The following is a 20,065-nucleotide window of genomic DNA, read 5'->3' as shown; positions in this document are numbered from 1 at the left end:
CGGTTGCGGTTTTCATTGTTCTTTTCAGCTGAGCCGTCTGGTCCAGCCCTGCATTTATTTTTTTTGTGGGGAAATCACCCCGTTATTGTTGGTGATATAAAGATCGTCAACCAGTTCCTTATATTTTTCATAAATAATTTTCCGCTTCATCTTCAGGGTGGGTGTCAACTCTCCTCCCTCGATTGTGAATTCATTTGGTACAACGGCAAAATACTTAATTGTTTTATAGGAGGGAAAGTTCCTGTTCAGATTCTCGATCCGTTCAGCGTAAAGCGCTTTTATTTTGCTGTGATTGACCAGTTCCTCCATATCAATATAATCAATGTGCTCTTCACGGGCCAGATTGATAAGCCGTTCTATGTTTGGAGTAAGAAGTGCCACCAGGTAGGGTTTACGATCTCCGAAAACAATGGCCTGAGAAATATACTTGTCCAGTTTCAGCTCATTTTCAATGGGTTGCGGAGCGATATTCTTGCCTCCGGCCGTAACAATGATTTCCTTTTTACGATCGACAATATAGACAAATCCGTCTTCATCGATTCTGGCAATATCTCCTGTCCTGAACCAGCCATCCTCCATGGTCTCTTTGGTGGCTTCGTCATTTTTGTAATAACCCAGCATAACCTGCGGGCCCCTGACAACAAGTTCGCCATCTTCCTCCAGCCTGATTTCCGTCTCCTTGAATACCTTGCCCACCGAGTCAAACCGCACGTCTCCGGCACTGCTGATGGTTATCCCCGGACTTGTTTCCGTCAACCCATACCCGTTATATACCGGAATGCCGATAATCCACATGAACTCGTTTATCGTTTTATCCAGGGGAGCACCACCACAGAGGAAATAGCTCAACCTGCCTCCGAAACGGTCGCGGATTTTCTTAAAGACCAGCCGGTCAAAAATTTTATATTGCAGGTTCAACAAACCCAAAGGTTCATGCTTTACATATTTTTTATAGACGTAGCGCCTGCCCACCTCAACAGCCTTATGGAAAAGATTCCGTCTCATGGGACTCATCTGGTGAACATTTTCGTAGACCCTGGAATAAATTTTCTCAAAAAGCCTGGGAACACTGACCATGTTGGTGGGTCGGATCTCCACCATGTTTTCCATGACCTTGGCCACGTTCTCAGCAAAGGCAATGTGATTGCCGTTCATCAATGTCACATAATATCCTGCAGTCCGCTCCAGAACATGGCTGAGGGCAGAAAAGAGAGCAGTGTCTGTTCCCTCTGTTCTATGCCAAGCATTTCCAGGCCATACTGGGCATTGGTCATTATATTTCTCTGGGTCAGAAGGACACCTTTAGGCACCCCTGTCGTCCCTGAAGTATAAATAATGGTGATCAGGTCATCCTGGGTAATCTTGTCAATCTGCTTTTCTATTTTTTCCTTATCTTCCCCGGAGAGAGGGGTTGAAACCTCCGAGAGCTGGTACTGGGTAAAGACCGGAAAAGAACGGTCTCCCATAAACCGCTCGTAGGAAATAACAAGCTCCACCCCGGGAATCTGGTCCCTGATGGAAAGCAGTTTTTCATATTGCCCTTTGGTGGAGGCGAAAACGATCTTCGCCTCGCAATGATTAAGAATATACGCCGCCTGTTTCGGAGTATTTGTCGCATAGATGGGAACGGTGACACCCCTTGCACATTGAATGCCAAAATCAGAAATAGCCCACCCCAGTCTGTTTTCTGAAAAAATGGCTACCCTGTCTCCAGGTTTCACCCCGGCCTTGCCCAGGCCACGCGCAAGAAAAAGGACCCGTTCATAAAACTCTTCATAACTGAGAGAGAGAAACGTACCGCGCTTTTTATAGCTTATGGCTGTTTTTCTGGCGTACTTGACGGCATTGTCTTTGAGTATTGCCGGGATTGACTGATATGACAAAACATTCATAATTTCTCTTCTCCACAAGAAATATTAACCCTGACTCTATTCATTACGTTTACGTTAAGATTGATACTTATACAACGAGAATTATTCCCACATAAAACATCTGTAAGGAAAAATATGCTTTTCTCTCCACCTCATCCCAACAGGCTGCTATATCTATACAAATAATCCCAACGCAAAATCCGACCTGATCACTACCCTTATCGTTTCAATCATATCTTACCTTAACGTTTAAGTCAACATCAAATCAACTATTTCATGCCTTCAATTAATCTGTTATAGTAGCATCGATTTTCTTACCATTCAGCAGAAGGAGAATAAAATTATGAAGGAAGTTGTTATAGTTAGTGGTTCAAGAACGGCAGTTGGCTCTTTTGGCGGCTCTCTGAAAAATGTTCCCGCCATTGATCTCGGCTCCGTTGTCATGAAAGACCTTTTACGTAAAGTAGATCTTCGACCCTTTACCGATGACAAAACCGCCGCTTTCGGGCCGGACAAACTGAAGGACCAGGGCAAGGTGGAAATCGAAACCGCCGCTGATGACTGGGACGAATCACTCACCCCAATAGTTATTGACGAAGTGGTAATGGGAAACGTCCTCCAGGCAGGCCAGGGCCAGAATCCGGCAAGGCAGGCGATGATCAGGGCCGGTTATCCCAAGGAAACCCCGGCGTTTACCATCAATAAAATCTGCGGTTCAGGACTCAAAGCCATTGCTCTGGGAGCTGCATCAATCATGACCGGCGAAGCGGAGATCGTGGTCGCGGGTGGACAGGAATCCATGAGCAACGCCCCCATGGCTCTTCCCAAAGCACGCTGGGGACACAGGATGGAACTCACAGGCAGCGGAGAGGTCCGCGACCTGATGGTCTACGATGGTCTGTACGAAATTTTCTATGGCTACCACATGGGAGTCACCGCCGAGAACATTGTCGCCAAATATGATATCAGCCGGGAAGAGCAGGATGAGCTGGCTGTTCTCAGCCACAATCGCGCTTTTGCCGCTGTACAGGACGGAACATTCAGCGATGAGATTGTCGATGTCCTCATCAAGCACCGCAAGGGTGATATTATTGTCAACAGTGATGAGCGACCCATGGACACCGATATGGAAAAGATGGCCAGACTCAGGCCTGTCTTTGCCAAAAACGGTTCGGTTACTGCGGGCAACGCTTCGGGGATCAACGACGGCGCCGCCGCTGTACTCCTCATGAGTCGGGAAAAAGCGGAAAGCCTCGGTCTTACGCCGCTTGTCTCCATTACCGGCTTTGCAGCCGGTGGCCTCGACCCGGCCTACATGGGGCTCGGTCCTGTTCCTGCTATCAGAAAGGTGCTGCAGAACTGCAACCTGACCATAGATGATATTGAAATGATAGAACTGAACGAGGCATTTGCCGCCCAGGCAATCGGCTGCATGCGTGAACTGGGTATAGCAAATAACAAGCCAAATGAACTGGGCAGCGGTATCTCCCTGGGCCATCCCATCGGCTGCACCGGGGCGCGCCAGATGGTAACCGGTATCTATCACATGCAGCGTAAAGATTACTCTACCGGCCTGATTTCCATGTGTATCGGCGGCGGTATGGGTATGGCGATGGTTATTAAAAAATAATAATCGGCCTCAAGTTGTTAACAGGGAACGGCAGCTTTTCCTGCCGTTCCTTTCCTGAAATGGACTTTTTTATTTCGGCACCGGTGAAACGCTTTTCAGGGTCTCCATGTAAGCAGCGCTCAACTGTTCTGCCCGCAATACATATTCCTCCTTCTCCCGGCTTAAGTCATTGGTAATCAACCGCCGATACTCACTCGGAATATTTTCGGTATCTATTTTTTTGAGCATTTTCAAGGCACTCTCCCTGGTATACCGTCCGGGCAGTTTTTCCAAAAACACCCTGGCCGCCGACGGATGTGAAACAAAGTCTTCCGAACCGGCCAGAATCACACCATTGAGAAAATGAACTTCCCGTGCCGTATCAACGGGGTTATTTGTGGAGATCATCACCACCTCGTCATGGCTGTCATACTCCGTTTCCATAATGATATGGAGATTGGAACGCACCGCGAACAGGGTCCCGGTATAATGATTATAATTGCCACCCCGCAGACTGGTGACCGTAAGACCAATGAACGGTGCCCGCAGGGTTTTAATATGACAGAGGGCAATATGCACCCGGGGGATATTGCTGATGGAATAATTGTACATAACATACATTCCCCGGATTTTTAGAAACAACCTGTCAAGCTGGGTTGTGCCGAACCGCGCGAAAGCATCAAGTTTCAGGCTGCCCACCAGCTGATCCCTGACCCGTTTCTTATAAATCTCCCTGTATTTTGGCGACAGACTGTTTTTACGGGCAAGCAGATCGGCAAACATTTCAAAATCGAGATAAAAATCAGCCCGCTCCAGTCGCAACACCTTTGCCACCAGATCAAGCTTGCCTTTGCTCGGCCTGTTTTTCCCGGATTTCCACGACTCCAGTGTCACCGAAGTAAGACCCTGACCATAGTTCTCCCGCGCTGCCGCTATCAGCTTTTCCTGGGGAACCACCATCAGGGCGAAACGAATCTTGCTCTCAAAATTTTCTATATCTCCAACACCTGTATTTGCCATTTCTCCTCCTCTGGCCCACGGCAAAGCACCAACTTGAAGCAATCAAAAAATCCGGTTACCAGGTACAGGATATCCATGAATTCAAAATCTTTCAAAATATATTTTTATTTTTATTTAATAGTACCAACTTGTTTTTCATAAACCAGCCAAGGGATGTTAAATATATTTAAATAGTTGATTTTACGTATTTTATATTTGACAGAGACAAGGTTTTACACTAATTATTGCTCATCAAAAAAATTTCAGGAGATACTATGACGATTGCAAATCATATAAAGGAAGCTCTGGCCGGATCATCCCTGATACGGCAGATGTTTGAAAAAGGAGCGGAACTGAAAAAAATACACGGACCCGACAAGGTTTTTGACCTCAGCCTCGGCAACCCAAACCTGGAACCGCCACCGGAATTTCTGCAGGCTCTTGTTACCGCCGCCGGCTCAACTGAACCGGAAATCCACGGATATATGCCCAATACCGGATACGCTTCCACCCGCAAGGCTGTAGCAGACTTCGTCGCAGAACAACATGGCATTAAAAATATGCCGCCAGACAATATCATCATGACCTGTGGCGCTGCAGGAGCCTTGAACGTCACCTTTAAGACCCTGCTCAATCCCGGGGATGAGGTGATCGTCCCCACTCCCTATTTTGTTGAATATGGGTTTTATGCAGCTAACAGCAACGGGCGCCTCATCACCGTCAAAACCAATCCGGATTTTACCCTCAATCTTTCAGCCGTTGAGGAGGCAATCGGAGAAAAGACAAAAATACTCCTCATCAACTCTCCAAATAACCCCACAGGTCAGATCTATTCGGGAAAAAGTCTTGACGCACTGGGAGAGCTTCTCAGGAAAAAGAGCAGGGAACTGGGTCACACCATCTACCTTGTATCAGATGAGCCCTACCGGAGAATTGTTTATGAAGGCGTGACAGTGCCTTCTATTTTTGCTGGTTATGCGGAGTCCATCGTCATAACATCTTTTTCCAAAGACCTTTCTATTCCCGGTGAAAGAATCGGCTACATTTCAGTCAGCCCGGAGTTATCGGAACACCAGGAAGTATTGACCGGCATGGCCCTGACCAACAGAACCCTTGGCTTTGTCAATGCCCCTGCCCTGATGCAGCGAGCCTTGCCCGCCGCCATTCATGCCAGGGTAAATATTGAAGAGTATGCCCGGAAACGGAAACTTCTCTGCGACGGCCTGGCAGCAGCCGGATATGAGTTTATCACCCCACCGGGAGCCTTCTATCTCTTCCCCAAATGTCCGGGTGGCAATGACACGCTCTTTGTGGAAGCCCTGCAGGAAGAAAAAATAATAGTCGTACCCGGCAGGGCATTTAACTGCCCCGGATTTTTCCGAATCGCCTTCTGCGTAGATGACAGGACAATTACCGGCTCCATGCCCGGATTCCGGGCAGCTCTGGAACGGTTTTAATCATAAGAAACAACAAGGGACAGACCATGAAAAAAATATTAACGGGTAACGAGGCTGTAGCCCTGGGAGCCTACGAAAGTGATGTACGCGTTGCCAGTGCCTATCCGGGTACACCCTCCACCGAAATTCTCCAGAATCTGGCAAAATACGAGGGGGTTTATTCGGAATGGGCTCCCAACGAAAAGGTGGCAATGGAGGTGGCAATCGGCGCATCCATGACAGGAGTACGGGTTCTCACTACCATGAAACATGTGGGACTGAACGTGGCGGCCGACCCGTTAATGACTCTGGCCTATACGGGAATTAAGGGCGGATTCGTGGTGGCCTGCGCCGACGACCCCGGTATGCACAGTTCTCAGAATGAGCAGGACAACAGGTTCTACGCAAAGTTTGCCCAAATCCCTATGCTCGAGCCCAGCGACAGCCAGGAAGCACGCGAGATGGTTAAAGAAGCCTTTGAACTCTCGGAAACATTTGACACTCCGGCAATGGTAAGACTGACGACACGGATATCCCATTCTAAAGGCGTTGTTTCCACCCCCGATCCGTCCCTGAGAAATTCCACAACCCCCAAAGGTTTTGAAAGGGATCTGAAAAAATTCGTCATGCTGCCCGGCCATGCCAAACTGCGCCAGCCTCGACTTCTTGACCGGGTGGAAAAACTGCAGGCGATTTCCGAAACAACCAGCTTCAACCGAATCGAATATAACGAAAGAAAAATCGGTATAATCACCTCGGGCATTTCCTATCAGTATGTGAAAGAAACCATGCCCAGCGCCTCCATTTTGAAACTCGGCATGACCTTTCCCCTGCCTGTGGGAAAAATCAGATCCTTCGCAGACGAAGTCACGACCCTGATTGTGGTGGAAGAACTTGAGCCCTACCTGGAAGAGCAGGTCCGTATGCTTGGTCTGGATGTTAAGGGAAAGGAATTTTTTCCCACAACAGATGAGCTGTCAACGGACAGGGTTGCCACGGGTTTTGCCAGGGCGGGTGTCCTTGAAACAGCGGTTCCGCCAGTAACGCCACCACCCCCCGAGGCCAATATGCCCCGTCCTCCACTGATGTGCGCAGGATGCAGCCACAGGGGGGTATTTTACGCCATAAAAAAATTGAAAGGTATTGTCCACGGAGATATCGGCTGCTACACCCTGGGCGTTCTGCCGCCTCTGCAGGCCATTGAAACCTGCGTCTGCATGGGAGCCTCCATCAGCATGGCCCACGGCACAGCCAAGGCCATGGAAAAAGATATCAAAGGGGATAAACGTCCTGTCTTTGCCGTAATCGGCGATTCCACCTTTTTTCATACGGGCATCAACAGCCTGACCAATGTGGTGTACAATAACAGTAACGTTAAAGTGATTATCCTGGATAACAGGATAACGGCGATGACCGGAGCCCAGCAGAACCCGGGAACAGGCAAGACCCTGCAGGAAGAGCAGACCACCGCCATTGATATGGAAAAACTTGTCACAGCTCTCGGGGTAAAACGAGTGAGAATCATCGATCCCTACGACCTTGAAGAAACCCTGGCGGCCATGAAGGAAGAGGCTTCACTGGATGGACCATCCGTATTGATAACCAAAAGACCCTGTATCCAGATCATGCGGGGTGCACCGGAAAAAATCTTTGAAGTAAACGGGAAAAACTGTATCGGTTGCGGGATGTGCCAGAAACTCGGCTGCCCCGCCATCTCCCTCGGGGATGAAATCACAGGAGGCAGGAAAAACGGGAAAACGGCCCTGAAACAATCCGTCATTGACCCCACCCTCTGCACCGGCTGCTCACTCTGTGAACAGGTCTGCAAACCAGGCGCAATACAGGAAAAATAAACATTTTATGGAGAATCCGGAACAATGAATTCCAGCACTGCACAAATCAAAAATATCCTCATCGTCGGTTGTGGAGGACAGGGAGTCATCCTGGCAAGTGAAATCCTCTCTTATGTCGCGGTCAGTTGTGGTCTTGACGCTAAAAAAAGTGAAATTCACGGCATGTCCCAGCGTGGTGGAGTGGTCACCAGCCATGTCAGATACGGCAGGAAAATTGCTTCGCCAACCATCATGGAGGGCAGTGCCGATATCCTGCTCTCTTTTGAACTTGCAGAAACCCTGCGATGGATTTCCTACCTCAAGCCGGAGGGAAAAGTGATTTCCAGCAGGCAGCAGATCGTACCACCGATTGTTTCCACTGGTCTTGCCGCCTATCCTGAGAATATTGAACAAATCCTCAGGGAAAGAACCGATAAACCGATCATCACTGATGCCCTGCCGCAGGCCATGGAACTCGGCAATCCAAAACTGGTCAACACCCTGCTCCTTGGAATGGCCTCAAATTTCCTTGACCTTCCGGTTGAACAATGGAAGATGGTAATAGAAAACAGTGTTCCGCCCAGGTTCAAGGAATTGAACCTGACGGCCTTTGATGCGGGGCGAAGCCTGCAATGACATGAAAGAGAAGAGAATGGGAAATCAAAACCAATCGGTTCAGCTGGACAGAAAAATGACTGAAGCCGTAGACCGGATCCTTTCTTCAGCCCATGCCGGGGAAAGAAACATGCTGTACGAGCATGAAGTCTATCAGATCCTGAAAATAACAGGAGCAAACACTCCGGTCTATCGACTGATCAGAAATGAAAGCGAAATCACCCCGGAAATACTCTCCTGTTATTCTTCCGACCGCATTGTCTTAAAAGGTGCTGCCGGCAATATCGCCCACAAACAGAAAGCAGGAGCGGTAAAAATTGTCCATAAGGATCTGGATTTTCTCAAATTTAATTTCAATCGGATGAAAACTGACCTTGAGGCTGGAGGGCACAGGCTGGAGGGCATTCTGCTGGTGGAATATATCGACTACTCCAAGGAGCTCGGCAACGAAATCATGCTCAGCTTCCGGGAAAGTGAGGCCTTCGGTCCCGTTTTATCTTTTACCAAGGGCGGCAGCGACGCCGAGCATTTTGCCAGAAATTTTTCATCTCCAAACCTGGTGCTGGCTCCCATCGACCGACAATGGTCTGAAGCACTCTTCACCTCATCCCGGATCCATGAAAAATATATTGAAGAGGGGAAAGATGATTATGTGGGGAAAATCATCTCGGCCGGACTCGGCTTCAGCCGGCTTGCCACCTCTTTTTCCAATTTTTTCCACGGCTCCAGTGAGTTTGTGCTCAAGGAGTTCGAGGTCAACCCCTTTATTTTCGACCCGTACGGTAAATTCATTGCCCTTGACGGCTACGCCACTTTTGCGCCCAGAAAACCGGGAAGCGGCATGCGCACACAATCAAAACCCTCAGCAACCCTCAGCCCCTTTTTCCATCCGGACAGTATTGCCATAGCCGGGGTAAGCAGCACCAATACAAACAGTCCTGGAAATATCATCGCCTCGAACCTTTTACGATCAGGGAGGAAGAATGTCTTCTGTATCAATCCCAAAGGCGGAGAATTAACTGTCGATGGCATGAAGACCACCATGTACCGGTCTGCCGCAGAGATCAAGGCCAACATCGACCTGGCCGTGATTGCGGTCCCGGCGGCTCACACGCTTGCGGTCCTGGAGGATCTTGCCGGACAAAACCTCAAGGCCGCCATCCTCATTCCCGGAGGATTCAGCGAATCCGGGCAAAATCTCGAACTGGAAGACCAGCTCCTCACCCTGGCCCGGGAAAAGAACATCCGTCTTATGGGCCCCAATTGTCTCGGAATAATCTATAACGGCAGCGTAAACAGTCCCGATATCAACACCTTTTTTATCCCGGAAAACAAATTCAGTGAAAATACGGGCACCAACAGAAGTGTAGCGGTACTGAGCCAGAGCGGGGCACTGGGGCTGACCGAAATCCATAATCTCCGCCATGCCATTTCCCCAGGGTCATTGTCAGTTACGGCAACCAGCTCGATGTTGACCCGTCTGATCTCATCGACTACCTGGGGCTTGATTCGAACGTGGATGTTATCGGCTGTTATATTGAAGGGTTCAAGCCGGGCGCAGGAGCCCGGTTTTTCAAGAGCGGTTGTAAATGTCCGAAACCGGTCATCGTCTATAAGGCGGGAAGAACACAGGCAGGTCGAATGGCCACCGAATCCCATACGGCATCCATTGCCGGGGAATATGTGGTGGCCAAGGCGGCCATGAAACAGGCTGGATTGGTGGTGGCCGACACCATGATCGACCATACCGAGTTCATAAAAACATTTGCCCTGCTGAACGGTTTTGAAGTACGCGGGAACCGGGTGGCTATCATCGCCAACGCCGGCTATGAAAAAACATACGGCGCTGACAATCTCAGAAGCCTGCAGGTTGCTGAATTCTGTAAAAAGACAGAAGAGAAGCTTCGAAAAATCCTGCCTCCCTTCGTGACCGTGGAACCACTGCTCGACCTGACCCCCATGGCCGATGACGCCATGTATGAAAAATGTATAGACACCATCCTGGCCGATGAAGAAGTGGACGCGCTGATGGTTTCAATTGTCCCCCACTCTGCAGTAATCCATACAACCGACAGCGAAATCGCCGCAAATGCGAAAAATGTGGCTGCCCGCATTGTCGAACTGGTCCATAAACATAAAAAACCGGTAGCAGTCTCCGTTTGTGTTTCACCCGGAGCCGATGCGGTCTACAACAAACTCGGCCAGGTTCTGGACCAGGGCGGGGTCCCCACCTTTCTGACCGCAAACCGGGCCATGCTCTGTCTCAATGAATTTATCCGCTACCACATGATCCGGCAAAACGGCGAGCTGAGGGAATGGCTGAAAGAGGATTGATCAATCCCGCTCTCTGACTCCATGGACAGTCAATTGCGGGAAAGGAATATTCCAGCCGTTTGCTGAACAGGCATCAACACAATAGCGCTGAAGAGTCCGCCTTATCCTGTTATGGAGAGGGGCCGCGTTCCCCTTGAAATCGGCAATAATTATGAGATCAAGGGATGAAGTCCCCGCCTGGTTGAAGTTGACCTGCAGGTCAAGAAGCTGCTCCGCGAAACCGTCCCGTTCGAACTGTTCCTTGATATAATTATGCAGAATTTCAGGAATATTCCTGGTAACAAGCTGTTGATGTGCATAATCCAGCCCAAAAATCTCCTTTATCCTGAAATTGGTTGAAAGATTCCTGGGTACAAGACCAAGAAAATCCGACGTCCTGTAGGTTTTTCTTGAGCCTCCTCTTTCAAGAAGAACAACAATTTCATGGGAAAGACTGATAACCTTCCCGAAACTGCCGTCGGATAAAATCACCCAGTCATTCTTCCTGCAGGGAAACCAGGGTTCTTCAGGGTAAAACCCGCGGGAGACCTGGCCTATCAGTTTACCTATGGGCAGGCGAAGTTTAATATTCAGATCAGGGTTTTCAAGATCGGTGTACATATTGATCTTTTTCACCAGCCAGGGAACCCCATGCAGCATAAGCCGCTCGCCTTCCCGAACAGAGCCGACATTGAGAAGAAGCTCCCCCTGCTTCCAAAACTGGGGAACCATAACCCGAAAAGTCCAGAGGACGGCGAGAAAGAAAATGACAAGAAGGCTGAGCAGCGTCCAGTCCTCAACCATGTAGAAAACAACAAAAAGAGTCAATGAGGCGATGAGAATTCCCAGCAGGCGAAAAAGTATTTCAGACACACGCACAACGAGCGACCGGTTGTCACTGTGAAAAGCGGGTACATATTTCTGCACCAGTTTTCTCACCAGGGAAAAGCAGAGCAGCGTCAGAACAAAAACACCAAGGGCCAGCCCGAGATACAAGCCCCTGTTTTTAAAAAAATGACTGATGGAATCACCAAGGGTATCAATAAAAGGCCTGTCTCTTTCTTCAATGTTTTTCAGTTTGAGTTGCAGGACCTCGAGCTTGGAGTTGAGTTGCTCATTGATGTTCTTCCAGTCTGGGAGGAGTTTTTCCAGGTTTTTTCTCAGCTCAGGATCATCAGCTTCTTTGATACGTTTCTGCAAATTGCTGAGAGCACTTTGCGCGATAGGCTGCATTTCCTCATAGTGGATAATATCGGCCTGCAGTGCCGTCTTTTCCCTGGCATTGATTGTCAGGTTTTTCAACTCCCTGATTGCCGGCCTGAGAAGAGAAACCAACTCCTCCTGCCAGGAGAAGGTATCTTTTCTTTTTTCACTGAATGATGCCGGATCAACCCCGGTTGCCAGCCGTTCAAAATCCGCCGTTGCCTCCGCCAGGTTTTTCTGCAGGGCCTTGATTTCATCCTCGATTCGCTGTTTTTCATTTTCAGACTTTTCACGAGACAGTTGTTTTTCGCGGGCCTTTATCCGTTTTTTTATACTGTCTTCCAGCTCGAGAATTGAACGAAGCGCCCGTGTTCCCGTCTGCTCCTTTACCATGGCTTGATCAGGCTGTACCACAGGCGTTTTCTTTGCACTTTCCCCTGAGGCCAGGCCTGAAAATACGAACAGAAAAAGCAGAAGGAATAAAATATTCAGCGTATTTTTAAACCATTTCAACATCACAATCCTGTTTCTCTCCTTTTCAGCCGACACAGCTCCTGATCACCAGCATAAAATCTGCGAAAAATATTTGACACTACCTTGAAATTACTTTTTCTACAGCTTGAACGAGCATGTAGAAAAACAGCCCAGGCAACTGCAATTTTCCCACATATCTTTTCAAAAAAATTCAAATTTCAAAACAATTCAAAAAATATCCTGATGTAAAATTACTTTTTTCTCTAACATCCTCAATAAAGCAATTTATCTCACCAATTTCCAGCTTTTCCTAACCATTTTCCAGCAATCTACACAAAACCCATTCCATATGCATGCACCTTTTTAAGGTTATGGATAATGCAGAAAAGGTTCCACTGGATATTCACCTTCTTTTTCGATCTCAGGGTGAACCTGTTCAGACCGATTGTTGATCTGATATGGGCAAAAGGTGGTTCTCCTATTGCCAATCGCATGGAATAGATGGCCCTGCCAGCGGCTGAATCTATTTTTCGCTTCATCTTTTCTGCACAACTGGTTTTCTTCTTTTTATCCATGCGCCCAGTAAAATAGGCAACCTGACGTGTTTTGGTGCGATCAGGATAGCGAAGACATTTTGACCTCAGTTTGCAGGGAACACAGGCGGATTGGGGTGCCTGGAACCGGACAGAATGATGGCCTTTGGTAAAGATATTCCCACCACTTCTATAGAGCCGTTTCCCGGCAGGACAGATACAGTAACTCAGATCTTCGGGAAAGGTAAAATCAGCAGGTACAAAGAGGTTCTTTCTGCCTTCTCGTTTGGCCCGTTCTTTTCTTGTTCGATCCTTATATCTGCCGTAATCTTTGAACCTGGGATCCCGTTTTCTGAACTGGTTATCGGCTACATACGCGTCTATCTCTTTTTCTGCCAGCATCTCCATATTTTTATTTGCATGGTATCCGCTGTCTGCCAGGAGTTTTGCATCTTTAAAGACATCGTTGTCTTTTCCGGTTTCCTGTAAATTTTCGCTGATTTTGTCTATCATCGGTTCCAGCAGGTCCTGCTCACTGCCTTGACCATAGGCTTCGGCGGCTACTATCACCTGGGTTTTACTGTCCACGGCGGTAACACCGTTATAGCCCTGGATAACACCTTTTGAGGTCTTCATCTTGGCGGATTCATTGTCGGTAATATTGGATTTGACAGGTCTTTTGCCTTTTCCTCTCCGATCATCATTATTATCCAGCCATTTCCGTACCTTCTTTATATTTTTACGCAGGGATTTTACATATTTTTCTTTTTTCTCTTTGATATTTTCATCACTCTTTTCCTGGTCATTCATATGATGGTGGTTGACCATATTTGCTATAGCTGTTTCCATCTTCGTTACTTTTTTCTGAAAATCAGCCCTGGTTCCGCTCCAGGTAACAGAGGCGTTGCTGGGCATTTTGCAGCCGTCAATGGCAAACATCTCTCTGCCGATCAATTTCTGTTCATCGCAAACCAGAAGTACTTCAAGAAACAGTGAGACTATTTCCTTGTCCATGCTGGAAATAAAATCTGCAATTGTGGTGAAATGGGGACGACTGTCGGCAGACAGTGCCATAAAGATTACATTCTCACGACAGGCTCTCTCTATTTTACGGCTGCTCACAATCCCTCTGGAATAGGCAAAGAGAATGATTTTAAGCAGAATCTTCGGATCATAGGCCGGGGCACCGGAATCATCATTGTGATAGCGATCATTAAAGATGGAAAGATCAAGTTCATGATCAATGAGATAATTCAGCGTATATTCAAATGTGCCGGGAAGGATCTGATTTGCAAAATGGATGGGAATGAACTTGCCCTGAGCATAGGAATAAGGTTTATACCGTGCCATTGCAGCTCCATTTATCGAAGGTAAGGGGTATTTCGATCAATTTGCGACAGCAGTATAACATTTTTACACGTATTATTCAGTAGTTAATTTGTTTTGTTGACTTTTTCTACAGCTTGAACGTCTAGCATCAGCGGTGCGCTCCGTTTGCGCGTCCGCTGGATGCTTTTGTTATACAATCCCTTTATTGAGCCTTGGGATAGACTGTTTTTCCTTCCTTAATGGATTCAATGATCTCTATGTCATTTTATGACTGGGTACCGCTGTTTACCTCACCTGGGCCATAACATGGTAAATACCAATCTAAATCCAAAGCCTTCCTGAGCCGCCTCCGAGGCTTCTGCTGTATAGCTTACTCCGGCACCAAAGGTCAGCATCTGGTCGCCAATTTTGGTCAGCTGGTTTGCCACCAGTATGATTGGAACGGTCCATTGGTGGTTTTCCCAATCATAGGTTGACTCGGTTAGTGCGGTATAGGTTAGACCGCCCTTTGTGGAATAGGATAAAAAGGGCTGCAAGAATGTAGCTGAGATATCATCAACGACTTTGTCACTGCCGCCCACATCCCAGATATGGTTGGCAAGGGCGCCAACGGTCCAGGGTCCACTCTGCTTTAGTGCCACACCAGTAGGCCCCAAGCCCCACTTCTCTGCAGATAGGTTATTGGTTCCGGTAGGAAGCAATAGTACGGGACCAACCCCCCATATCCAGTCGCCAGCTTCAACCTTACTCGGTGAGAAGAAGGCGCTCTGCACCACGTCACCGATGCCCCACTGTACACCATTGCCAGAGGGGATATCATTGCGTCTGATCGCAGGTAGGATGGTACGGCTGATGAGGTTCCAGTCATCGTTGAGGGAGAAAGGGAGAACGGGTTGGATATTAGTTAGGTACTGATCGCCCTCATCATCGGCGCCGTAGCCCCTGGTGTAGTTCATCTGAATGGGCAGGGAGTACATGGCGGCCACCGGGTTGGCCAGTTTCTTGGCAATATCCTGGGCGCTGTTGCCATCGGCTAATGCCTTGATTTGAAACATGCTAAGCATGGACAAGGTAATAAACAAAATACTGTTTCTCATATTTCTTTCCTCATTTTGTTATACAATCCCTTTATTGAGCCTTTGGATAGACTGTTTTTCCTTCTTTAATAGATTCAATGATCTTAATGTCATGTATTTTCATTGGCTCTATTTTAAGAGGGTTTTTGTCCAGAATCACAAAATCTGCCAGTTTCCCTTTGGTGATTGTCCCTTTTGAATTTTCTTCAAAGTATTGAAATGCTGCCCATTCCGTAAAGGTTTTTAACGCTTCATAAGCCGTGAGTCTTTGTTTTGGACCTAATATCTTTCCACTACGGGTAACTCTATTTACGGCAGCATCCAGTACTCTCATAGAGTTTGGAAATGTCACTGGTGCATCATGATGGGTAGTGATGGTCAATCCTGCATCTATAACATCTCTTGTCGGCGAAATGTAGCTTGCTCGGGGTTCTCCCAATACGGATTCCACATGCCAATCTCCCCAATAAAACGTATGCATTGGGAAAAGGGATGGATATATTTTCAAACGAACCAGGTCGGGTATCTGGTCTTTTCTCAAAGTTTGTCCATGTATAAGAACGGTTCTGTGGTCGGGGTAACCGAACTCTTTTTCGGCTGCATCCACCGCTTTAATGTATTGGTCTATCGCGGCATCTCCGTTGGTGTGACAATGTAGTTGCCAATGATGCTTAAAAGCCGTTTTTGCATATTCGATTGCTTTGTCGTCATCCATGATCGGATACCCTTTATAGCCTTTTTTCTGACCACTAGGAGGCACTAAATAAGGTTGAGTCAGCCAGGCTGTTTTACCCTGTGGAGAACCATCCAGCGTCAGTTTTACCCCACCGATCCTGAATCTGTTTTTATATTCGTGTGAAGGACTGTAGTCGTTACCGTCGATAAAATCTGTTCCGAGTGTGATATCGGGATAAGAAACCACATCAAGATAAAACTCGTTATTCTTTGCCGCAATTTTTAAAGCGGTCAGTTGTTCTTTGGTTGTCCTTCCAGACATTGCAGTTAAGTATCCGTTTTTGGCATATTCTTCCTGCCCTTTTTCAATCATTTTTGATGACATTTCATCATCCACTTTGCCCAGTATTGGAAGCAGTACTTTAAAGAATGCTGCTTCCTCTAAAACACCGGTCGGCTTCCCGCTTTTATCCCTGCGTATGGCACCGCCTTTGGGGTCTTTTGTTTGGGTGTTATATCCAATCAATTCCAGCCCTTTTGTGTTAATGGAAGCCAAATGGCCTGATTGATGTATAATCAGCACAGGTATCTCTTTACTGACCTTGTCTAACACATTAGCGGTTGGATGGTCTTTTTCCGCCAGTTGTGAATCGTCATATCCGTTTCCGATGATCCATCCCAGCTTCTCTAGTGTATATTTTCCATCGGATGTCTCTTTGTACTCCTTCAGGGTCTTTACTATACTGTCGAAATTATTCCCTGGTCCATCTGGCGGTGGAAGAATGTTTGCCGCCATTGCAGTGAAACCAACGTTATACATATGGCTGTGTCCATCCAGAAATGCTGGAAGCATCGTCTTGCCTTTAAGGTTCACCTCTTCTGCTTTTCCTTTAAACTGCTCTAAAGCTGCAGCTTTGCTTCCGGTAAATACAATTTTGCCCTCTCTTTGGACAACTGCTTCAACATATTGTGGCGATTTACCTTCCATCGTGATGATGTCACCACCATAATAAACAGTTTGTTGCAGCTTCTGTGGCTCAGCATTTGCAGTTGCTTTATTTGCATTGGCATGACCTGAAATACCCAATATGATTGATGCTGTAAGTAACATAATGTTTTTCATTTGCAAGTCCTCATTTGATTGTTGCCTTCTGTATAACGTTGGTATCACCGGCGATTTAAAGTGGTGCGTTTTTGCGCTTTTTGCAAAATAAGCGCCGCTTTAAATTGTCGGGTGCATACCTTTGTTATGGCTGGCATTACTTTCAGTAAACAACAACTCTTTGAAGCTGATTTACAAAAATGCTCATTTATCTTGTAATATCTCCGATATTTCAAGAACAACTCGTACACCAGCATCAGCTGGCAGCAACTTTTTCAGGCTGATTATTACAAGGCCTGATTTATTCTTTTTCACCGATTTCAATCGGTGCCAAAAATTATTAAACCTGACTATTTTTAGCCTGCGTTTTCTTTCACGCTTTCAGCGCATAATACTTTTTACGCTGTGAGCTTTCAGATTTATTTACTTTTTCCTGCACCGCAGCGCAACAACCCACAAAAAATTATTCAAACTATTTATTCATGAATGCCGATGACTTTTATCTATTTACTTCATACAGCCTTATTTCCATAACTATTTGTTAGCGGCTTTTTGCCAGATTTTATGATTGTGATATTCAACATACTTATCCTCAATAATATGCCCTGGAACTGTTTTTATTTTATTAGCATTTAATTCAATAACCCCGTAGTCGAGCATAACATGGTGGTTTGGGCATAGAACGATTATATTCCCAGCAACATCAGGCCCATTGTGTGGTTTACCTAAAGGCATAATATGATGTGCTTCTGAATAGCTTTGTTCATTATTTATTTCAATATATTCACCACATAGTTGGCATTTATTCTTGTGCAATAATTTTATTTGACGAGCCAAATTTGTGTCTCGAAGAATACGATATGTTTCTTGTTTCATTTTTTCTGGCGAATCATTACCTTCGGGTAATTCGATATCCGTTGGCTTTGGGGTGCTATTAATAAGTGAGCGCAACCCCCAGACTCCATTTCCAAGGCCTTTTGCTGAAAAGAAAATATCATTACCTTTGAATTTCTCTGAATCAGAAGAAGAATCTTCAATGGTACCTCGAATAATTGCTTTTATACTCTGTGGATGCGGTTCCGGTCGAATCTTTTTCACAGCTGCATAAATTTCAGACAAAGGAGCAACGCCACCAATTGTTTCAAGTGCTTTAATTATGTCGTCACGCCATGTACTCACTTCATGCTCCTTATTCCGCTAACGCCTTGCTCAGCGGCAATTCAAAGTGGCACGTTTTTGCGCTTTTTGCAACGGATGTTCCCATATTAGAATGAGCTTATCAGTCAGGGTAACATATTGAAATCAATATTATTTTCTCCTGCTCTGCAATTTTCGTCTAGTGACTACATTTACCATTTGTTTTGGTAGCGTGGTTGGTGGAACAATGCCCAACGCACTATAAAGTTGATGAATGTTCCGGCGTGGCGCTGGAATAGAAAGAAAAGAAATCTCACCGTTAATAACATTTTCTATAGCACAATGGGTCGATAATTGCTTGAGACCTTCTTCAACAGTAATATCAAAATCGCGCCAGGCTTTCTTTAGTTTTAAGTAGAGCCTATAGGCAAGCATCACGACAAAAGCATGACCTCTGGTTCTGCTTTCTTTGCGGACATATATAGGCCTCATTTCCAGGTAGCCGGTTTTCATTGTCCTGAAAGCTGTCTCTACTTGCGTCAGATCTTTATACCTATCATGAACAATCTCTTTTGGTGCAACACCGGCAGCAAGGTCGGTTTTCAGCACATAACACCCATCCAATTCTGCTATTTCAGCAAGATAATCCTCATACTCCTCAACGGTTATATGGCGATCTTTTGCAGTGGTGTGGAGAAAATCAATCACTTTCAAACGACTCTCAAGTTCCCACACCTTCTTTATAGCAACATGCTGGTTTGCTCTTGGATGATCCGCAAGATATTGATTTTGTTTCCGGGAAAATTGTATTACTTTCTCAATTCTCTCCCGGCGGGATCTGGCCAACTCTTCTGCACGGATAGGGTTGCGACGCAAAATGTAGCGTACGCCTTTGTCTTCAACTTCACATATCTCTTTATCAAATAGACCGAGTTGGATCACCTTTTTCTTCAACATAGCCTTAATCTGAGCCTTGGTGATAGCAGTTATATAATTGAATCCGGCCTCCCCAGTTCTTGAATCTGGCTCGATTTGATCATCCCTCGATCACCAACCATGGTTACTTGCTGGCAACCAAATTCCTCAGCAACTTTTTTAATTTGACAACCAATGGTGTGAAAGTCTAAGGTGTTACCTTTGAATACCCGTATGGAAACGGGGATACCATCCTCATCACAAAGCAGACCGATAACTATCTGCTTCTTTCCTCTTTTTTTGTCACGATTGTAACCCCAATCACCCAATTCGTTACATTGACCCTCAAGATAACTTGAAGTGACATCATAAAGGAATAAGGAAGGTATCTGTTCTCCATAGGTTTGCTTGAAGAGTTTTTTCTCAATCTCAGCTTGGTTGTCGCAAAGCCAATCCAGACAATGATAAAGATCGTCTTCATCAAAATCAACGAGCCCAAGCAATTCACTGATACCATGTTCTCTTGCCAGACGTACCGCCGACAACCTGGAGCCCTGATCTATCAGGCGAGCCATAACCATCCATAAGCTCAGCATAGCCTCATTTGATTTTCCCAGAACTTTTGTCAATCCTATATTCTCTGCCAAACGATTGAGAACCCAGACAGCCCCGACACTTCTACCTTGCCGGTTTTCAACGTGGCTACCAAGCAGCATTTCCAGTTTATCTGGATCGTTTTTGTGCCTCATAGCCAGCTGTAGCGCTTTGATTTCATTTGGCTTACAATGAGTGAGATTAGCGATAGTGCGGTTTTTCACCCTTGTGCCTTCCCTGTATGATTCACGCAGGAGAACACTTTTGTAGACCTTGTTTTTGCCCTTTGACTTAGTGGTAGTGATATACATGACTACTAATATATCATTATTATTTGTATATAGCAACATTG

The 20,065-nt window shown here is 46.4% G+C and carries 12 protein-coding genes and 3 pseudogenes; 6 read left to right on the top strand and 9 right to left on the bottom strand.

The window, feature by feature from the left end; all coding sequences use genetic code 11:
- Positions 1 to 54: 54 nt before the first annotated feature.
- Positions 55 to 579, bottom strand: coding sequence for a hypothetical protein (locus LO777_RS21405; protein ID WP_456237680.1), 525 nt, complete (start codon positions 577 to 579; stop codon positions 55 to 57).
- Between the two features lie 87 nt (positions 580 to 666).
- Positions 667 to 1,892, bottom strand: a pseudogene (locus LO777_RS18795) (AMP-dependent synthetase/ligase); the annotation flags it as partial.
- A gap of 322 nt (positions 1,893 to 2,214) precedes the next feature.
- Between LO777_RS18795 and LO777_RS18790 the strand changes: the two are divergent.
- A complete protein-coding gene (locus tag LO777_RS18790; protein WP_228855354.1) occupies positions 2,215 to 3,501 on the top strand; it encodes a thiolase family protein in 1,287 nt (428 codons plus the stop codon).
- Positions 3,502 to 3,570: 69 nt separating this feature from the next.
- On the opposite strand, the gene LO777_RS18785 is transcribed toward LO777_RS18790, so the two are convergent.
- Positions 3,571 to 4,500: a hypothetical protein gene (locus LO777_RS18785; protein ID WP_228855353.1), complete on the bottom strand. Its 930-nt coding sequence runs from the start codon at positions 4,498 to 4,500 to the stop codon at positions 3,571 to 3,573.
- A gap of 254 nt (positions 4,501 to 4,754) precedes the next feature.
- Between LO777_RS18785 and LO777_RS18780 the strand changes: the two genes are divergently transcribed.
- From LO777_RS18780 to LO777_RS18760, 5 genes and pseudogenes are all read left to right on the top strand, one after another.
- Complete coding sequence (locus tag LO777_RS18780) at positions 4,755 to 5,936, top strand: pyridoxal phosphate-dependent aminotransferase (RefSeq protein WP_228855352.1); 1,182 nt, start codon at positions 4,755 to 4,757, stop codon at positions 5,934 to 5,936.
- Positions 5,937 to 5,962: 26 nt separating this feature from the next.
- Entirely contained in the window at positions 5,963 to 7,768 is a 1,806-nt protein-coding gene (gene iorA, locus LO777_RS18775) for an indolepyruvate ferredoxin oxidoreductase subunit alpha (protein WP_228855351.1), read from the top strand.
- 24 nt (positions 7,769 to 7,792) lie between these two features.
- Positions 7,793 to 8,383 carry an indolepyruvate oxidoreductase subunit beta gene (locus tag LO777_RS18770; RefSeq protein WP_228855350.1) on the top strand — a complete coding sequence of 197 codons (591 nt, stop codon included), beginning with the start codon at positions 7,793 to 7,795 and terminating at the stop codon, positions 8,381 to 8,383.
- Positions 8,361 to 9,632 (top strand): annotated as a pseudogene (locus tag LO777_RS18765) (CoA-binding protein); the annotation flags it as partial. The gene LO777_RS18770 and the pseudogene LO777_RS18765, both read left to right, overlap by 23 nt.
- Before the next feature lie 173 nt (positions 9,633 to 9,805).
- Positions 9,806 to 10,696, top strand: a complete 891-nt coding sequence (locus LO777_RS18760) for a hypothetical protein (protein ID WP_329955758.1) — start codon at positions 9,806 to 9,808, stop codon at positions 10,694 to 10,696.
- Here LO777_RS18760 and LO777_RS18755 read toward each other — a convergent pair whose 3' ends face one another.
- The 6 genes and pseudogenes from LO777_RS18755 to LO777_RS21400 form a co-directional block, all read right to left on the bottom strand.
- Positions 10,697 to 12,292: a hypothetical protein gene (locus LO777_RS18755; protein ID WP_228855349.1), complete on the bottom strand. Its 1,596-nt coding sequence runs from the start codon at positions 12,290 to 12,292 to the stop codon at positions 10,697 to 10,699.
- Between the two features lie 389 nt (positions 12,293 to 12,681).
- The gene (locus LO777_RS18750) at positions 12,682 to 14,235 is read right to left on the bottom strand and encodes a transposase (protein ID WP_228854017.1); all 1,554 of its coding nucleotides are present in this window, start codon (positions 14,233 to 14,235) and stop codon (positions 12,682 to 12,684) included.
- A 269-nt stretch (positions 14,236 to 14,504) separates the two neighbouring features.
- On the bottom strand, positions 14,505 to 15,311 hold the full coding sequence (locus LO777_RS18745; protein WP_228855348.1) for a hypothetical protein: 807 nt from the start codon (positions 15,309 to 15,311) through the stop codon (positions 14,505 to 14,507).
- A gap of 31 nt (positions 15,312 to 15,342) precedes the next feature.
- On the bottom strand, positions 15,343 to 17,088 hold the full coding sequence (locus LO777_RS18740) for an amidohydrolase (protein ID WP_228855347.1): 1,746 nt from the start codon (positions 17,086 to 17,088) through the stop codon (positions 15,343 to 15,345).
- 513 nt (positions 17,089 to 17,601) lie between these two features.
- A complete protein-coding gene (locus LO777_RS18735) occupies positions 17,602 to 18,246 on the bottom strand; it encodes an HNH endonuclease (protein ID WP_228855346.1) in 645 nt (214 codons plus the stop codon).
- 129 nt (positions 18,247 to 18,375) lie between these two features.
- Positions 18,376 to 20,024 (bottom strand): annotated as a pseudogene (locus LO777_RS21400) (IS1634 family transposase).
- Between the last annotated feature and the right edge of the window lie 41 nt (positions 20,025 to 20,065).

The sequence above is a fragment of the Desulfomarina profundi genome (assembly GCF_019703855.1).
In the GTDB taxonomy this organism is placed as follows: Bacteria; Desulfobacterota; Desulfobulbia; order Desulfobulbales; family Desulfocapsaceae; genus Desulfomarina; species Desulfomarina profundi.
The sequence above is the reverse complement of the archived record's forward strand: the minus strand, read 5'-3'. Positions and strand labels throughout refer to the sequence as shown.

Excerpts from the sequence above, each read along its gene's own strand:
- iorA (WP_228855351.1), top strand. The coding sequence starts at position 5,963 with ATGAAAAAAATATTAACGGGTAACGAGGCTGTAGCCCTGGGAGCCTAC.
- LO777_RS18770 (WP_228855350.1), top strand. The coding sequence starts at position 7,793 with ATGAATTCCAGCACTGCACAAATCAAAAATATCCTCATCGTCGGTTGT.
- LO777_RS18750 (WP_228854017.1), bottom strand. The coding sequence starts at position 14,235 with ATGGCACGGTATAAACCTTATTCCTATGCTCAGGGCAAGTTCATTCCC.
- LO777_RS18785 (WP_228855353.1), bottom strand. The coding sequence starts at position 4,500 with ATGGCAAATACAGGTGTTGGAGATATAGAAAATTTTGAGAGCAAGATT.
- LO777_RS18740 (WP_228855347.1), bottom strand. The coding sequence starts at position 17,088 with ATGAAAAACATTATGTTACTTACAGCATCAATCATATTGGGTATTTCA.
- LO777_RS21405 (WP_456237680.1), bottom strand. The coding sequence starts at position 579 with ATGGAGGATGGCTGGTTCAGGACAGGAGATATTGCCAGAATCGATGAA.
- LO777_RS18745 (WP_228855348.1), bottom strand. The coding sequence starts at position 15,311 with ATGAGAAACAGTATTTTGTTTATTACCTTGTCCATGCTTAGCATGTTT.
- LO777_RS18790 (WP_228855354.1), top strand. The coding sequence starts at position 2,215 with ATGAAGGAAGTTGTTATAGTTAGTGGTTCAAGAACGGCAGTTGGCTCT.
- LO777_RS18780 (WP_228855352.1), top strand. The coding sequence starts at position 4,755 with ATGACGATTGCAAATCATATAAAGGAAGCTCTGGCCGGATCATCCCTG.